The organism is Mycobacterium sp. E136, from assembly GCF_001666865.1.
Lineage (GTDB): Bacteria > Actinomycetota > Actinomycetes > Mycobacteriales > Mycobacteriaceae > Mycobacterium.
The window spans coordinates 1-15,680 of sequence record NZ_LZJE01000341.1; the positions used below are offsets into that span (position 1 = coordinate 1).

The 15,680-nt window shown below is 67.7% G+C and carries 17 protein-coding genes; 9 read left to right on the forward strand and 8 right to left on the reverse strand.

Going from position 1 to position 15,680, the window contains the following annotated elements; all coding sequences use genetic code 11:
• A partial coding sequence (locus A5698_RS22895) for an oxygenase MpaB family protein (protein WP_068301528.1) occupies window positions 1–955 on the forward strand: 955 nt, incomplete at its 5' end.
• 4 nt (window positions 956–959) lie between these two features.
• Here the strand turns inward: A5698_RS22895 and A5698_RS22900 are convergent.
• Genes A5698_RS22900 through A5698_RS22910 form a run of 3 tightly spaced genes read right to left on the reverse strand, consistent with a single transcriptional unit; the run spans window position 960 to window position 2,280 of the window.
• Complete coding sequence (locus A5698_RS22900) at window positions 960–1,196, reverse strand: anti-sigma factor family protein (RefSeq protein ID WP_197506865.1); 237 nt, start codon at window positions 1,194–1,196, stop codon at window positions 960–962.
• Complete coding sequence (locus A5698_RS22905) at window positions 1,193–1,828, reverse strand: RNA polymerase sigma factor (protein WP_068301531.1); 636 nt, start codon at window positions 1,826–1,828, stop codon at window positions 1,193–1,195. The genes A5698_RS22900 and A5698_RS22905 overlap by 4 nt, the downstream gene beginning before the upstream one ends.
• Window positions 1,825–2,280 carry a YkgB family protein gene (locus A5698_RS22910; protein ID WP_068301533.1) on the reverse strand — a complete coding sequence of 152 codons (456 nt, stop codon included), beginning with the start codon at window positions 2,278–2,280 and terminating at the stop codon, window positions 1,825–1,827. Before A5698_RS22910 ends, A5698_RS22905 begins: the two co-directional genes overlap by 4 nt.
• 14 nt (window positions 2,281–2,294) lie before the next feature.
• Between A5698_RS22910 and A5698_RS22915 the strand changes: the two genes are divergently transcribed.
• Window positions 2,295–3,068, forward strand: coding sequence for an SDR family NAD(P)-dependent oxidoreductase (locus A5698_RS22915; protein WP_068301572.1), 774 nt, complete (start codon window positions 2,295–2,297; stop codon window positions 3,066–3,068).
• A 16-nt stretch (window positions 3,069–3,084) separates the two neighbouring features.
• On the opposite strand, the gene A5698_RS22920 is transcribed toward A5698_RS22915, so the two are convergent.
• The 5 genes from A5698_RS22920 to A5698_RS22940 form a co-directional block, all read right to left on the reverse strand.
• The gene (locus A5698_RS22920) at window positions 3,085–4,185 is read right to left on the reverse strand and encodes a DUF4185 domain-containing protein (RefSeq protein ID WP_067090642.1); all 1,101 of its coding nucleotides are present in this window, start codon (window positions 4,183–4,185) and stop codon (window positions 3,085–3,087) included.
• Between the two features lie 34 nt (window positions 4,186–4,219).
• A complete protein-coding gene (locus A5698_RS22925; RefSeq protein WP_068301538.1) occupies window positions 4,220–5,272 on the reverse strand; it encodes an aspartate-semialdehyde dehydrogenase in 1,053 nt (350 codons plus the stop codon).
• The gene (locus A5698_RS22930; protein WP_068301540.1) at window positions 5,273–6,538 is read right to left on the reverse strand and encodes an aspartate kinase; all 1,266 of its coding nucleotides are present in this window, start codon (window positions 6,536–6,538) and stop codon (window positions 5,273–5,275) included.
• A 101-nt stretch (window positions 6,539–6,639) separates the two neighbouring features.
• Window positions 6,640–7,623 carry a linear amide C-N hydrolase gene (locus tag A5698_RS22935; RefSeq protein ID WP_068301543.1) on the reverse strand — a complete coding sequence of 328 codons (984 nt, stop codon included), beginning with the start codon at window positions 7,621–7,623 and terminating at the stop codon, window positions 6,640–6,642.
• 20 nt (window positions 7,624–7,643) lie between these two features.
• Window positions 7,644–8,096, reverse strand: a complete 453-nt coding sequence (locus tag A5698_RS22940; RefSeq protein ID WP_231967499.1) for a hypothetical protein — start codon at window positions 8,094–8,096, stop codon at window positions 7,644–7,646.
• A 132-nt stretch (window positions 8,097–8,228) separates the two neighbouring features.
• On the opposite strand from A5698_RS22940, the gene A5698_RS22945 reads away from it, so the two are divergent.
• The 7 genes from A5698_RS22945 to A5698_RS22975 all read left to right on the forward strand — a co-directional run bounded on the left by A5698_RS22945 (window position 8,229) and on the right by A5698_RS22975 (window position 15,599).
• A complete protein-coding gene (locus A5698_RS22945) occupies window positions 8,229–9,479 on the forward strand; it encodes an ammonium transporter (protein WP_068301549.1) in 1,251 nt (416 codons plus the stop codon).
• Window positions 9,480–9,585: 106 nt separating this feature from the next.
• On the forward strand, window positions 9,586–10,890 hold the full coding sequence (gene glnT, locus A5698_RS22950; protein ID WP_068301552.1) for a type III glutamate--ammonia ligase: 1,305 nt from the start codon (window positions 9,586–9,588) through the stop codon (window positions 10,888–10,890).
• Between the two features lie 14 nt (window positions 10,891–10,904).
• The gene (locus tag A5698_RS22955) at window positions 10,905–11,777 is read left to right on the forward strand and encodes a class II glutamine amidotransferase domain-containing protein (RefSeq protein ID WP_068301555.1); all 873 of its coding nucleotides are present in this window, start codon (window positions 10,905–10,907) and stop codon (window positions 11,775–11,777) included.
• Complete coding sequence (locus tag A5698_RS22960; protein WP_068301558.1) at window positions 11,765–12,448, forward strand: GltB/FmdC/FwdC-like GXGXG domain-containing protein; 684 nt, start codon at window positions 11,765–11,767, stop codon at window positions 12,446–12,448. The genes A5698_RS22955 and A5698_RS22960 overlap by 13 nt, the downstream gene beginning before the upstream one ends.
• Window positions 12,448–13,755 carry an FMN-binding glutamate synthase family protein gene (locus A5698_RS22965; RefSeq protein WP_068301561.1) on the forward strand — a complete coding sequence of 436 codons (1,308 nt, stop codon included), beginning with the start codon at window positions 12,448–12,450 and terminating at the stop codon, window positions 13,753–13,755. Before A5698_RS22960 ends, A5698_RS22965 begins: the two co-directional genes overlap by 1 nt.
• Window positions 13,752–14,936 (forward strand): NAD(P)/FAD-dependent oxidoreductase, encoded by a 1,185-nt coding sequence (locus tag A5698_RS22970; RefSeq protein WP_068301563.1) that lies wholly within the window; start codon window positions 13,752–13,754, stop codon window positions 14,934–14,936. Before A5698_RS22965 ends, A5698_RS22970 begins: the two co-directional genes overlap by 4 nt.
• A gap of 15 nt (window positions 14,937–14,951) precedes the next feature.
• Window positions 14,952–15,599, forward strand: coding sequence for a helix-turn-helix domain-containing protein (locus A5698_RS22975; RefSeq protein WP_068301566.1), 648 nt, complete (start codon window positions 14,952–14,954; stop codon window positions 15,597–15,599).
• Window positions 15,600–15,680 lie beyond the last annotated feature (81 nt).

Sequence of the window (15,680 nt, forward strand, 5' to 3'; positions counted from 1 at the left end):
GCGCGAGTTCTTCACGGCCGTGGAGGAGCTTCCGGACTGGGTCGACCAGGAGAAGCTGCGGCGCGGACAGCGCGCGCTGCGTCGCGGCGGCGCCGACGGTATGTACGTAGCCCGTGACGTGTCGCTTCTCGGCGGCTACCAGTTCTCGGGTTTCAACAAGACGCTGCTGCGCACCGGAGCCCTCGAGAAGGGCTCGAACAAGCGCTTCGCCGAGACGATGCAATGGGCGATTGACGTCATCTCCGAAGGCGGCCTCGAGTATCTGGGCGCCGGCTACCGATCCACCCTGCGGGTGCGGCTGATCCACGGGCTCGTGCGCAGGCATGTGGCCGCGATGCCGGATTGGCGCGCCGACGAGTGGGGCGTCCCGATCAACCAGACCGACATGGCGGCGACGCTGATCGGTGCCCTGGTCGCACCCGCCGTGGGTGTCATGGGGATGGGAATCGTGTTGCGGCCGAGGGAGTATGAGGCCGTCGCTCACCTGACCCGATACGTCGGCTGGTTGATGGGCGTGGAGGACGAGTGGCTGCCGCGCAGCTTCCGCGACAGCATCCGGGTGCTCTACCACACACTCGGGGCGCTGGCGGAGCCTGACGAGTCGTCGAGGCAGCTGGCGGTTCCGATGGCCGACGACCCACTGATCTGGCGCTACGACACCATGCCCGCCATTCGGCGTCGCATCGCTCGGGCGCAACACCTTTCGGTCACCAGCGGCTTCCTCGGCCCTCGAACCATGCGCGCGCTGGGTCTGCGTCCACACGTGCCGTGGTATCCCGTGCTGCGCCTGCCCGTGAACCTGGCCCGCAGCATCGCCGCGATCGCACTGCCCGGAGGCATCGACCGCGCCGCCGACCGCGGAGACCGCGAGCACCAGGTGTTGATGCGCACAATCATCGGTGACGCCGGCGCCACCGTCGGTGAATCGGCGCAGCACGTCGACACCGTCGCCTGAATCCTCAGCGCCAGTTGCGGAATGCGGTCATCAGCTTGTCGCGGAACGCCGGATCGAGATCGTCACCGACGTTGCTCAGGGTCGTGATGGTCGCCCGGAACTGTTGCAGGTAGTTCACGCAACCGTCGCAGTCGAGCAGGTGCATGTCGAAGCGGGCGCGGGTTTCGGGGTCCAACGACCCGTCGAGGTATGCGGTGACCAGTTCGACGAGTTCGTTGCAGTCCATGGAGCCGAAACTCATGATTCCTCCGACAGGTAGGCGTCGAGCGCTTGCCGGACCGCGGCGCGGCCGCGGTGCAGAAGGACCCGCTGATTGGCGACGGTGATGTCGAGCAGTTCCGTCACTTCCCTCGATTCGAACCCGTACACGTCGCGCAGGGTGACGACGGTGCGTTGTCTGTCGGGCAGTCGGTCGAGCTCACTTCGCGCGACGGTGAGCATCTCGCCGGCCAGCACCGACCCCTCCGGGGTTTCCGGGAAGGGCGCGGGTGCGGCGTCGGCTCGCCAGTGCCCTGGCCAGCGGTCGTCGGAGCCGCGAAACCGGGCGGCTTCCACCGTAGCGCCCGTGAACGCGGCGAATTCGGCATCGCTGGTTTGTCGTTCGCGTAACCCCCGCTTCTTGGCGGTGTTGATCAGGATCGTGAAAAGCCATGTGCGCAAGCTTGATCGGGACTCGAACCCGTCGATGCCCTTGAGCAGAGCGATCCAGGTCTCCTGCACCACGTCCTCGGCGGCCTCCTGGGTCGCGACGTACCCGCGCGCGATCCGCAACATGGCCGGTGTGTGTCGTTCGACCAGTAGGGCGAAAGCGCTCTCGTCGCCCGCCTTCAGTGCGGTGACGAGCGCGCCTTCGGCTTCGGCGACGGCCCTCATCGTGCAGCGAGGGTAACTCCGCGGTGCCGTGCGGCGCGCACGGAATCGGCCAGTGTCCACAGCGACGCACCCAGCAGCACCACGTCCTTGATCAGGAACTGTCCGGTCGTCGACAGCATCGGGAAGCCGCCGGCCGCTTCCTCACCGATGCCGGGCGTGGTGAACAGGAAGCTGATCGTTGCGACGAACAGCACGACGGCCACCACGCTGCCGAGCGCCGAGAACGTCGTCACGGAGAAGATTCCGTAGAGCCACCCCATGAACGGGCTGTTGGCGACCAGCGGTTCGATGCCGTACGCCTCGTACGAGGTGAACTTCATCAGGCCGATCCAGCCGATGACGAGCACGAGGCCGTAGCGCAGGACCAGGCCCGCCGCGGTGTTTACAGCGGTTGAACGGGTTGACCGCGAACCCGTTTCAGGCGTTCGGTACGGCCGACGCTCCTCGCGCATGGTTGCATGGGGTGGTGACCCAAGGGCGAGGACACCTCTACGGAAAGTCGGCGGTAGTCACCGGCGCGGCGTCTGGCATCGGGCGGGCGACCGCCGAGTTGTTCGCGCGCGAGGGGGCGCGCCTGACCGCAACCGACATTCAGAGCGAACCGCTGCTGGAATTGGCAGACGAACTGCGTCAAAACAGCGCGGAGGTGGAAACGGTCGTCGGCGACGTCTCGGTCGAGGAGGATGCGCGGCGCATGATCCGGGCAGCGGTCGACCGATTCGGGCGGCTTGACGTCTTGGTCGCCAACGCCGGAATCATTCCGCTGGGCGATGCGACGGAAATGACCGCCGCCGATTGGGACGAGGTGATGGCCATCGACGGGCGTGGCATGTTTCTCACCTGCAAATTTGCGATCGAGGCGATGGTGCCCACCGGCGGTGGCGCGATCGTCTGCATCTCGTCGATCTCGGGGCTCGCCGGGCAGAAACGGCAGGCGGCCTACGGCCCTGCCAAGTTCGTCGCGACCGGCCTGACCAAACACCTGGCGGTCGAGTGGGCCGACCGCGGCATACGGGTCAACGCCGTTGCTCCGGGCACGATTCGCACCGAGCGGGTCAAGCGTCTGCCGGAGGAGCCGGGCGGTTCGGAATATCTAGCGGAGATCGAGCGGATGCACCCGATGGGCCGTATCGGCGAACCCGCCGAAGTCGCCAACGCCATCGCCTTCCTCGCCTCCGACGACGCCTCCTTCATCACCGGCGCCGTGCTGCCAGTCGATGGCGGATTCCTAGCGCAGTAGCGTGCGGACAGACTGACTAGGGCTTGAACGGGTTGACCGCGAACTGAATCACCCGATACGGCGACCCGCCGCGCGGTCCGGTGTTCCACTGGCTGACGAACACCCGCACCTCATCGAGCGTCGAACCCGGCGAGATGTACCCGCCGTACGGTTGGGCCAGGCGGTTGCTCTCCGGCGGCCCGAGGTGGTCCGTCGGGTCCGGCCACTCGGACGCGACGACGACGGTGGTCACCGGCGCGGCGCCCAGGCCGGTCGGATCGTTGGCCACCCGCATCTCCATGTTGCCGGTGGTGGCGTTGAAGTACGACAGCACGGTTTTACCGTCGATCTGCCGGATGCTCATCTCGCCGACCGCGTCCGGCCACAGCGGCGTCGGAGCCTGCCCCCAACCCGAATCGGCAGACCAGCCTTGCCAACTCGACCGGTCCTCGAACTCCTGGGGCGTTGCGCGGTACAGCACCAGCGGCGCGCTGCGGTCGAAGTTGTTGGCCACGATGTAGACCCAGCCGGTCTCCGAGTCCGACCGCGGGATCGGGTCGTAGTAGCCGCTGATCTGCGACTGTCTGCCCTCGGCGTAGGACGCCGGGCGCTCCGAGTCGGGCAGCGTCGGCCAATTGCTCTGTGAGGGATCGGCTTTCACCAGCCGAGAGGTCTGCGGCACCAGTTCCCGCACGGTCGTGACCATCAGGTAGTTCTGCCGGTTGATCTGTACGACGCCCGCGGGCAGCTGCGACATGCCCTCGGGCGTCGGATCGGCCAGCAGTGGTCGGTCGGTTCCGGTCACACCGTCGTAGCGCACACCGCCGGGGTCGTCGATCGACTCCGTCTCGACGTGCAAGGCGATCGGCGAGAACCACCCGCCGTAGCCGACGCCCTGCCCCGCGAAGCTGTCACCGCAGACCTGCAGGATGCCACTGGGAAACTCCATGAACTCACACAGATCCGTGGCGCCGATTCCGTAATCGCGTGTCGGAGTTCCGGTTCCGGCCGTCGGGCCGATCCGGATCACCTGCCCGGGCGCCAGCGGCGGCAGCACGGGGTCGGGGATCGGCGCGGGCTGGGCAGCGGCAACACCGACCGCCGAAACGGCGCTCCAGCAGACAAAGATCGAAAGCAGGCCTGCTGCAATGCAGTTTCGGCGCAAGGCAGCGTTAGAGTTCGGCGGCCAGCAGCTCGGCGATCTGAATCGTGTTGAGCGCCGCGCCTTTGCGCAGGTTGTCGCCGGAGACGAACAACGCCAGCCCGCGGCCGTCAGGCACACCGGGGTCCTGGCGGATCCGGCCGACCAGCGAGTCGTCCACCCCGGCCGCGGCCAATGGGGTCGGCACATCCACCAACGTCACGCCCGGCGCCGTCCTGAGCAGCTCGTTGGCCCGCTGCACCGAAAGTGGTTGCGAGAACTCGAGGTTGAGCGACAGCGAATGCCCCGTGTACACCGGAACGCGTACGCAGGTTCCGCTGACGGCCAGGTCCGGGATGCCGAGGATCTTGCGGCTCTCGTTGCGCAGCTTCTGGTCCTCGTCGGTCTCACCGGAGCCGTCGTCGACATAGGAACCGGCCAGTGGGACCACGTTGAACGCGATCGGGGCCACGTACTTCGACGGCTCCGGGAATTCCAGCGCCGAGCCGTCGGCCACCAGGTCGCGGCTGTTGCCGACGACCGCGCTGGCCTGACCGAACAACTCCTCGACGCCGGCGACGCCGCTGCCCGACACCGCCTGATACGTCGAGGCGATCATCCGCACCAGGCCCGCTTCGTCATGCAACGGCTTGAGCACCGGCATGGCGGCCATCGTCGTGCAGTTCGGGTTCGCGATGATGCCCTTCTTCAGGGTCACGCCACGCACGTCGCGGGCGAAGTTCACCTCGCTGACGACCAGCGGCACGTCCGGGTCCTTGCGCCACGCCGACGAGTTGTCGACCACGACGGCACCGGCCTCGGCGAACCGCGGCGCCTGCACGCGCGACATCGTCGCGCCAGCGGAGAACAACGCGATGTCCAGACCGGAGGGGTCGGCGGTCGCGGCGTCCTCGACCTCGATCTCCTGCCCCCGGAACGACAACTTCTTGCCCTGCGAGCGCGCGGACGCGAAGAACCGCACGTCGGTCGCCGGAAAGTCGCGCTCCTCCAACAACGTCCGCATCACCTGGCCGACCTGACCGGTCGCGCCTATCACTCCGATGGAGAGCCGATCGCGCGCCATCTAACGCCCCGTCCCCGCATAGACGACGGCCTGCTCGTCGCCGCCGAGGCCGAACGCCTCGTGCAGCGCCGCGACCGCCTTGTCCAGGTCGGTGTCCTTGACCAGCACCGAGATCCGGATCTCGGACGTGGAGATCAGGTCGATGTTCACCCCGACCGAAGCCAACGTCTCGCAGAATGTGGCGGTCACGCCGGGATGGCTCTTCATACCGGCACCCACCAGCGAGACCTTGCCGATGTGGTCGTCGTAGAGCACGCCGGTGAAACCGATCTCGCTCTGACGCGATGTCAGCTTCTCGACCGCCGCCGGGCCGTTGTCCCGGGGGCACGTGAACGTGATGTCGGTTTTGCCGTCCTCGACCTTGGAAATGTTCTGCAGCACCATGTCGATGTTGATGTCGGCGTCGGCGACGACGCGGAACACCTTGGCGGCATAGCCGGGTACGTCGGGGATGCCGACGACCGTCACCTTGGCCTCGCTGCGGTCGTGCGCGACTCCAGTCAGAATGGCGTCTTCCACGGGTATGTCCTCCATCGATCCGGTCACCAGGGTTCCGGGGTTGTCCGAGTATGACGAGCGCACGCGGATCGGCACGTGATAGCGCCGCGCGTACTCCACGCAGCGCAGCATCAGCACCTTGGCCCCGCACGCGGCCATCTCGAGCATCTCCTCAAAGCTGATTTGGTCGAGGTGGTGCGCGTTGGGCACGATCCGCGGGTCGGCGGTGAAGATGCCGTCGACGTCGGTGTAGATCTCGCAGACATCGGCCTTCAGCGCCGCGGCCAGCGCGACGGCCGTGGTGTCCGAGCCGCCCCTCCCCAACGTCGTGACGTCCTTGCTGTCCTGGCTGACCCCCTGAAACCCGGCGACCAGCACGATCACGCCCTGGTCGAGCGCGTCGCGCAGCCGGCCTGGGGTGACGTCGATGATCTTGGCGTTGCCGTGGATGCCGGTGGTGATGACGCCGGCCTGCGATCCGGTGAACGACCGCGCCTGCGCACCGAGCGAGTGGATGGCCATCGCGACCAGCGCGTTGGAGATCCGCTCGCCTGCGGTCAGTAGCATGTCCATCTCGCGGGGGGGCGGCGCCGGGCACACCTGATTGGCCAGGTCAAGCAAGTCGTCGGTGGTGTCGCCCATCGCCGACACGACCACGACCACATCGTTGCCCTGCTTCTTCGTCTCGACGATCCGCTCGGCGACGCGGCGGATCCGCTCGGCGTCGGCGACCGAGGATCCGCCGTACTTCTGCACGACGAGCGCCACTGAACAAGCCTTTCAAGTGCTGGGAAGGATCCCACCAAGGATAAGGGCTGCGGCGAATCGATTTCTTCCGGCCGTGACCGCCCTCCCGGAAGCGCGGGCTATCAGGCCACCGAAAGGAAGGTGAACGGTTCGGCCCGCTCGAATGCGGAGCTGGCGTCACCGGCGTAGATCGTCTTCTCGCCCTCGCCGAGTGGCAGCCGCAGCGTCGGGGCGCCCGGTGAGAAGTCGAGTTTGCCCAATTCGACCCAGAACGTGTTCGGCGAGAGCGCCGACTCGAAGAAATACCGCAGCGACTTGTGGTCGACGACCGTGCGCCAGCGAGTGGTCGAGATGTTCGGCTCCTCCGGCGTGGAGATGCCGTACGGCACCGACGCGTTGCGCACGACGCTGAACACCGTCGCGGCGGCCAGCAGCGGATCGTCGGTCTTGGGGACCGCCTCGATGTAGAACGACGCCCGCACGAACCGGTCGGCGGCGCGGTTCGTCCCCGGCAGCATCACGGTGCCGCCGATCTGCTTCCAGTACTCGTCGATGGCGAGCTGCTTGTCGAAGGTCGGCGAGTTCGTCATCACCCGGTGGTCGCGGCTGTGATGGATGACCTGCTCGCCGTCGATGTACTCGACGATCGCGCTGTCGCCGCTCGCGTCGGACATCGCCAGGTGCAGCGTCGCCATGCGCTCCTCGCCAGGCACCTGCGCGGTGGCCACCCGCAGCGGGGTCGCGCGCAACGCCTGCACGGCCTCGGCCACCGTCGCGAAGTTGTCGAGCACGTACTGCCCCCACAGCGCCAACGAGACCGCCGGGCCCGCGGCGGTCGCGTCGGGGTACTGCGATTCGGCCAGCCACAGCAGGTTGACCGCGAGACCGGCCTCGTTCACGCCGTCGGTCGTGCTGATGTCGTAACCGCTGGCCACCACGCTGCCGTACTTGGACGTCCACTCGGCGGAGTTCGGGCCGGCCTGCCCGGTGCGTTGGACGCCGCGCGGCAGCGCCCACAGGTTCGTTTGGATCTCCGACTTCCAGTCCATGGAACGGCCGGTGATGTTGCGGTTATCGGTTCCGAGATAGACGACGCGCGTGCACACCAGGCGATCCTATGAGGCGCTCAGGCCGTGCAGGCTTTTGACAGTTCGGCGAGCTTGCGCCGGATCTGGGTGTCGAGCGCAGACATCTCGTAGAAAACCTGCGGGGGCGGCGCACCCGGTGCGCGGGACTGGGTCTCGGCGCGTGCCTTCGGCATCTTCTGGACGAACTGTCCCGCGAGGTCGGCCACCTCCACCGCGGTGAACCGCAGTTCCGGGGTGTCGATGTTGCGCGCGCGTTCGGAGAGGCCGTCGGCCCACTGCTGGTAGGCGATCTCCTCGGCCTGGGTCGGCGGGCCCTCGGCGCCTTCGCTCTTCGAACTGATCAGATCGCCCTGCTGTTTGTTGAACTCGAGCAGATCGAGGACCGGTCCGCATTCCTCGGGCGGTTTCTGAAGCTGGCTGTAGACGAACGCCACCGCCGCGATCACAACGACGGCGATCGCCACCCACCAGCGCCGGTCAAGTCTTCTCACCGGTTGAACTCTAGCCAGGCCCCGGATTCTTTACGCACGCGCAACATCACAAGCGGGTCCACGTAACAGAAACACCGGTTACTGACAGTGAACGGCCCTGAGGCGGGGCCGCATCACTTCAGGAGATGGTGGATGGATACAGGAACCACGGCGTTCATGCTGTGTTGCATCATCGCGCTCACGCTGATGATCCCCGGTCTCGCGCTCTTCTACGGCGGCATGGTGTCGGTGAAGAGCTCGACCAACATGATGATGATGACCTTCGGCGCCGCCGCGCTCGTCGGTGTCCTCTGGGTGCTGTTCGGCTTCTCGATGGTGTTCGGCACGTCCTACGGGGGATTGATCGGCAGCTTCACCGAATTCGACGGGATGACCGACCTGACCGAGGCGATGACGACGGTCGACGGCCTGCCGATCAGTTTGTTCGCGTTGTTCCAGGCCCTGTTCGCCGCCATCACGGTCGCGCTCGTCTCCGGTGCGGCCGCCGACCGGATGAAGTTCAGCGCATGGATGGTGTTCGCCGCGCTGTGGGCCGTGCTGGTGTACTTCCCCGCCGCGCACTGGGTGTTCGCGTTCGACGGTGTGGTGACCGAGGATTCGGTCGGCGGCTGGATCGCCAACAAGCTCGGCGCGCTCGACTTCGCCGGTGGCACCGCGGTGCACATCAACGCGGGCGCCGCGGCGCTGGCCGTCGCGATCGTGCTCGGGCGCTCCGCACTGTTCGGAAGCCGCAAGCCCCACAACGTTCCGCTGACGCTGCTCGGCGCGGGCCTGCTGTGGGCCGGTTGGTATGCGTTCAACGGCGGTTCGGCCCTGTCCGCTGGGACCTCGGCCGCGATCGTCATGGTCACGACGTTCGTCGCGACGTGCGCCGCGACGCTGGCCTGGCTGACCTTCGAGAAGATCAAGACCGGTCACGTCACCGGTGTCGGTGCCGCCTCCGGCGCGATCACCGGCCTGGTCGCGATCACCCCGGCCTGCGGTTCGGTCACCCCGGTCGGTGCCATCTGCGTCGGCGCCATCGCGGGTGCGGTGTGTGTCTACGCCGTCGGGCTCAAGGACCGGTTCGGCTACGACGACAGCCTCGACGTGGTCGGGGTGCACCTCGTCGGTGGCCTGATCGGGACGCTGCTGATCGGCTTCTTCGCCAGCGAGACGATGCCCGGCGCCACCAACGGCCTGTTCTACGGCGGCGGCCTCGAGCAGCTGTGGAAGCAGGCGGTCGCCGCGGGAGCGGTCATGGCGTACTCGTTCGTCGTGGCCTACATCATCGCCTTCGCGATCAAGAAGACGATGGGCATCCGCATCTCGCCGGACGAGGAAGAGACCGGAATCGACGCCAAGTTCCACCGCGACTCGGCGTACGCACTGCAACCCGCCTGACCCGAAACCGGCCGGCGCGGCGCCCCTTTGCCGCGCCGGCCATTTCGGATCTATCGAGTTTCCTTCTACGACACAGCGATTCACTACAGAAGACAGGTTCGGAAGAATGTCCAAAGATCTGGCCACCCTGGCCGAGGAGTCCGGGATCAAGTTCATCCTCGCGCTGTTCGTCGACCTGCGCGGAAAGCCGTGCGCCAAGCTGGTTCCCGTCGAGGCGGTCGACCTGCTCGCCACCGAGGGCGTCGGATTCGCCGGCTACGCCGTCGGGGCGATGGGCCAGGACCCCAAAGACCCTGACATGATGGCGATTCCGGATGTCGACTCGTTCACCCCCATCCCGTTCATCAAGGACGGACTGGCGATCGTGCACTGCGATCCGCACGTGGAGGGCGCGCCGTGGCCGTACGCGCCGCGCGTCATCCTCAAGGCGCTGATCCAGCAGGCCGCCGACGCCGGCTTCGAACCGTGGGTCGGTGCGGAGGTCGAGTACTTTCTGCTGCGCCGCACCCCAGACGGCGGGGTGTGCACCGCGGACGCTGCCGACACCGCCGCGCAACCCTGCTACGACGCGCGCGGCGTCACCCGGATGTACGACCATCTCACCGCGATCTCGACGGCGATGAACCAGCTGGGCTGGTCCAACTACGCCAATGATCACGAGGACGGCAACGGTCAGTTCGAGCAGAACTTCGAGTTCGCCGACGCACTCACCACCGCCGATCGCGTCGTGACGCTGCGCTATCTGCTCTCGACCATCGCCGCCGAGCGCGGCATGGTCGCGACCTTCATGCCCAAACCGTTCGCCGATCGCACGGGCAGCGGACTGCATCTGCACCTGTCGCTGACCAGTGCGGGAAGGCCGGTCTTCCCCGCCGATACCGACGAGCGCGGCCTCGGACTGTCCGAGACGGCCTACGCGTTCCTCGGCGGAATCCTCGAGCACGCGTGCGCCCTGCAGGCGGTGGTCGCCCCGACGGTCAACTCCTACAAGCGAACCCGCGCCACCACGACGGCATCGGGGGCAGCCTGGTCGCCGAACACCCCCAGCTACGGCGGCAACGACCGCACGCACTACATCCGGGTGCCCGACGCCCAGCGCATCGAACTGCGCGGCAGCGACGGGTCGGCCAACCCGTATCTCGCGATCGCGGGCGCGTTGGGCGCCGGGCTGGACGGCATCAAACGCAGCACCGACCCTGGACCCGTTGGCGGCCAGCATCGCTCGCCGCTACCCGCGACACTGCTGCACGCGGTTGACGAGCTCGAGAGCGATCCGGTGATCGCGGGTGTGCTGGACGCCTCGGGTGAGGGTGTGGCGGCTTACTTCGCCAACCTCAAGCGCGACGAGTTCTTCGCCTATCACAGCGCGGTCACCACCTGGGAGATCGACAACTACCTGACCGCGTTCTGAGAAGGAGCTCACCGATGTGCGGAATCGTGGGGCTGCATCTGCGCAATCCCGACCTGTATCCCCGACTCGGGGAAGTGCTCACCGACATGCTCTGCGAAATGGGCGACCGCGGTTCGGATTCCGCGGGGATCGCGGTCTACGGCGACCCGACGCTGTCTCCACCAGGCACGAGCTGTGTCTCGGTCCTCGAAACCGAGCCGACGGCCGCGGCCATCGGTATGGACGTCAGCGTGGCGCGGTACGACGCGACGTATCTCGTCACCGCGGAGGTGCCCGCGGAGACACTGCACGACGCCGTGCGGGCGGCCTATCCCGCCGCGCTGATCGCCGGGTTCGGCGCCGACCTCGCCGTGCTCAAGGGCGTGGGACATCCGCGGACACTGACCGAGAACTGGAACCTGACCAAGGCGCAGGGCTGGCAGGGCGTCGGCCACACCCGGATGGCGACGGAGTCGGCGGTGACGCCCGCGGGATGCCACCCGTATGCGGTCGGACCCGAGCAGTGCATGGTGCACAATGGGTCGTTCGCCAACTACGCGACCATCCGACGCGAACTGCGTGCTGCGGGAGTGCGTTTCGACAGCGAGAATGACACCGAGGTCGGCGCCCGGTTCATCGCGAGCCGCCTCGCCGAGGGCCGCGACGTACAGACCGCGCTGAAGGAGCTGTGCGAGGCGTTCGACGGCTTCTACACACTGCTGGTCTCCAACCGCGACTCGTTCGCCGTTGTGCGCGACGCCATCGCATGTAAACCCGCCGTCATCGCCGAGACCGCCGACTGGGTGGCGATGGCCAGCGAATACCGCGCTCTGGCCGGGCTACCCGGCGTCGGTGCGGCCAAGATCTGGGAACCCGAGCCGGAGGTGGTCTACGCATGGACACGCTAGTGGGATACGACCTGGCCACCACCCCCCTGCGCGAGGTCAACGCCGCACTGCACGCGCCGGGGCTGTCCGGTGACTTCGTGATCGCCAATCCCGCAGGCGCACACAACGTCGCGGTCGGACTCGACGCGCCGGTACGGGTGACGATCGACGGCCACGTCGGGTACTACGCCGCGGGCATGAACCAGCGGGCCGAGGTGACCATCAACGGCAACGCGGGAACCGGCGTCGCCGAGAACATGATGAGCGGCGGCGTCCACGTCAAAGGCGATGCTTCACAGTCGGCGGGCGCCACGGCCCACGGGGGCTTTCTGGTCATCGACGGCAACGCCGCCGCGCGGTGCGGTATCTCGATGAAAGGGGTGGACATCGTGGTGGGCGGCGACATCGGCCACATGAGCGCGTTCATGGCACAGGCGGGTCGCCTCGTCGTGCGCGGGAATACCGGTGAAGCGCTCGGGGATTCGATCTACGAGGCCCGGATTTACGTGCGCGGCGAGGTCGCGTCGCTCGGCGCCGATTGCATCGCCAAGCCGATGCGGCCCGAACACCATCAGGAGCTGCGAGAGCTGTTGGCCGCAGCCGGATTCGACGACGACACAGATGCGTACACCCGCTACGGATCGGCGCGCTCCCTCTACCACTTCCACATCGACAACGCATCGAGCTACTGATGAACACCTGGTCCCTTCGCGAATCCGCGACCTTCGACCGCACCACGATCGCCGCCATCCAGCGCGCGGCCGAAACCGGCATCTACGACATCCGCGGCTGGGGCGCCAAGCGACCGCTGCCGCACTTCGACGACCTCTTGTTCCTCGGCGCGTCGATGTCGCGTTATCCACTGGAGGGATACCGCGAACGATGCGGCACCGACGTCGTGCTCGGCGATCGTCACGCCAAACACCCGCTGCACCTCGACATCCCGGTCACGATCGCGGGGATGTCGTTCGGCGCGCTGAGCGGACCCGCCAAGGAGGCGCTCGGCCGCGGCGCCAGCGAGGTCGGCACGTCGACCACCACCGGCGACGGCGGCATGACCCCCGAGGAGCGCGGCCAGAGCAAGTACCTGGTCTATCAGTACCTTCCGTCGCGGTACGGCATGAATCCCGACGACCTGCGCAAGGCCGACGCGATCGAGGTGGTGCTCGGCCAGGGCGCCAAGCCCGGCGGCGGTGGAATGTTGTTGGGCCAGAAGATCTCACCGCGCGTCGCGGCCATGCGCACGCTGCCCGAGGGCATCGACCAGCGCTCCGCGTGCCGACATCCGGACTGGACCGGTCCGGACGACCTGACGATCAAGATCAACGAGTTGCGCGAGCTCACCGACTGGGAGAAACCGATCTACGTCAAGGTCGGAGCCACCCGCACCTACTACGACGTCAAGCTCGCGGTGCACGCCGGCGCCGACGTGGTCGTCGTCGACGGGATGCAGGGCGGCACCGCGGCCACCCAGGAGGTGTTCATCGAACACGTCGGCATCCCGACGCTGGCAGCCGTACCGGAGGCGGTTCGGGCGCTGCAGGAGCTCGGGGTGCACCGTCGCGTGCAGCTGATCGTATCGGGCGGCATCCGCACCGGCGCCGACGTCGCCAAGGCGCTCGCGTTGGGCGCCGACGCCGTGGCCATCGGCACCGCGGCGTTGATCGCGTTGGGCGACAACCACCCTCGCTACGCGGCCGAGTACGAGAAACTGGGCAGCGCCGCCGGCTTCTTCGACGACTTCCAGGACGGCACCGACCCGGCGGGCATCAGCACGCAGGATCCGGAGTTGGCGGCGCGGTTCGATCCGATCGAAGGCGGCCGCCGGCTGGCCAACTACCTGCGGGTGCTGACGATGGAGGCCCAGACCATCGCCCGGGCGTGCGGTAAGGCCCACGTGTGCCACCTCGAGCCGGAGGACCTGGTCGCGGTCACGATCGAGGCGGCCGCAATGGCGCGCGTGCCGCTGGCGGGCACGAACTGGATACCCGGCTCATGACCACGGCGGACGTGGTGATCATCGGGGGCGGCATCGAGGGCGCCGCCGCGGCATGGGCGCTCAGCCAGCGCGGTGTCACCGATGTCGTTGTGCTGGAACGCAATACCGTCGCAGCCGGGATGACCGGCAAGTCGAGCGGCATCGTCCGCTGCCATTACGGGGTCAGCTCGCTGGCGGCGATGGCCGCCGTCGGGCTGGAGGTGTTCGAGAAAGCCGAGGAGATCTTCGGCGGCGACATCGGCTTCCGGCAGACCGGCTACGTCGTCGGTGTCGGCGCCCAGGACGTCGACGCGTTGCGCAAAAGCCTTGCCGCACAACGCTCCGTCGGGGTGCAGACCGAGGAGATCGGCGCCGACGACGTCGCGCGGATGTGGCCGTGGGCCGACCTGTCGCCGTTCGCCGCGTTCGGCTGGGAATCCCGCGGCGGATACGGCGACGCCTACCAGACTGCGCAGGCGTTCGCGGCGGCGGCGCGCGCCGCGGGGGTGCGGATCCAGCAGGGTGTCGCGGCGACCGCGCTGGTGCTCGACGGCGACCGCGTGACCGGTGTGCGCACCGCCGACGGCGACACGGTGTCGGCGGGCACCGTCGTCGTCGCCACCGGCGTGTGGACACGACCGTTCCTCGCGCCGTACGGCCTCGACGTGCCGATCCGGGTGGTGCGCGAGCAGATCGTGCTGATCTCCCCCGGCGTGGACGTCGGGCCGGTGCCGGTGTTCTCCGATCTGGTCTCGTTGCAGTACGTGCGCCCGGAACTCGGCGGCGAGATCCTGTTCGGCAACAGCGACCTGTCCGATCCCGAGGACGCCGACCCCGACGCGTACTCCAACCGGGCGACGGAGGCGTTCGTGGACCTGACCGTCGACCGGGTCGGGACTCGGTTCCCGGGCTTCCCCGACGCGGCCATCACGAGCAGCTACGCGGGTTGTTACGACGCCACCCCCGACTGGAATCCGGTGATCAGCGCCACGGGAATCGACGGGCTGGTGGTGGCGGCCGGATTCAGCGGGCACGGCTTCAAAATCGCGCCTGCCGTCGGCCGGCTCGTGGCCGACCTGGTGGTCGAGGGACGGAGCAGCGATCCGCGGATCCCCGAGACCGACTTCCGGCTGTCGCGCTTCGCCGACGGCGACCTGCTGACGAGGCCGCATCCGTATGTCGGCGCGGGTCAGATGCGATGATTCCTGACAGGAAACATGTCTGACGTACCGCTGCTCCGCAACAGATCCGGCACCGCCCGCGACCGCGATCCGCAGGCGCCTGTCCAGGAGCTCGAGATCGAGGCGGCCATCGGGCGCAACGTCCGGCAGATCCGCCTGCAGCAGGGGCTCACCGTCGCCGAGATGGCCGCACGGGTCGGCATCTCCAAGGCCATGATGAGCAAGATCGAGAACGCGCAGACGTCATGCAGCCTGAGCACGCTGGCGCTGCTGGCGACGGGCCTCGACGTGCCGGTGACCAGCCTGTTCCGCGGCGCCGACGTCGAACGCCCCGCCGCGTTCGTCAAAGCCGGCACCGGCGCGCGCATCGTGCGCGAGGGCACCCGCGAGGGCCATGAGTACCAGCTGCTCGGCTCGCTGCGCGGCGAACACAAGCGGCTGGAATGCCTGCAGGTGACGCTGTCGGAGAAGAGCCAGACCTATCCGTTGTTCCAGCACCCCGGAACCGAGTTCATCTACGTCCTCGAGGGCGTCATGGACTACAGCCACAGCCGCTCGGTCTATCGCCTGCATCCCGACGATTCCCTGCAGTTCGACGGGGAGGGCGCACACGGACCGGTGGACCTGATCGAGCTGCCGATCCGGTTCCTGTCGGTGATCGCGTTCCCCGACTCACAGGTCTGACCCCTCGCGGCTGCCGAGAAGGAGCACCCGCTGCACGTTGGCCACTGTACTCCCGGCCCTGGCGCGTCACAAAATGCCGAT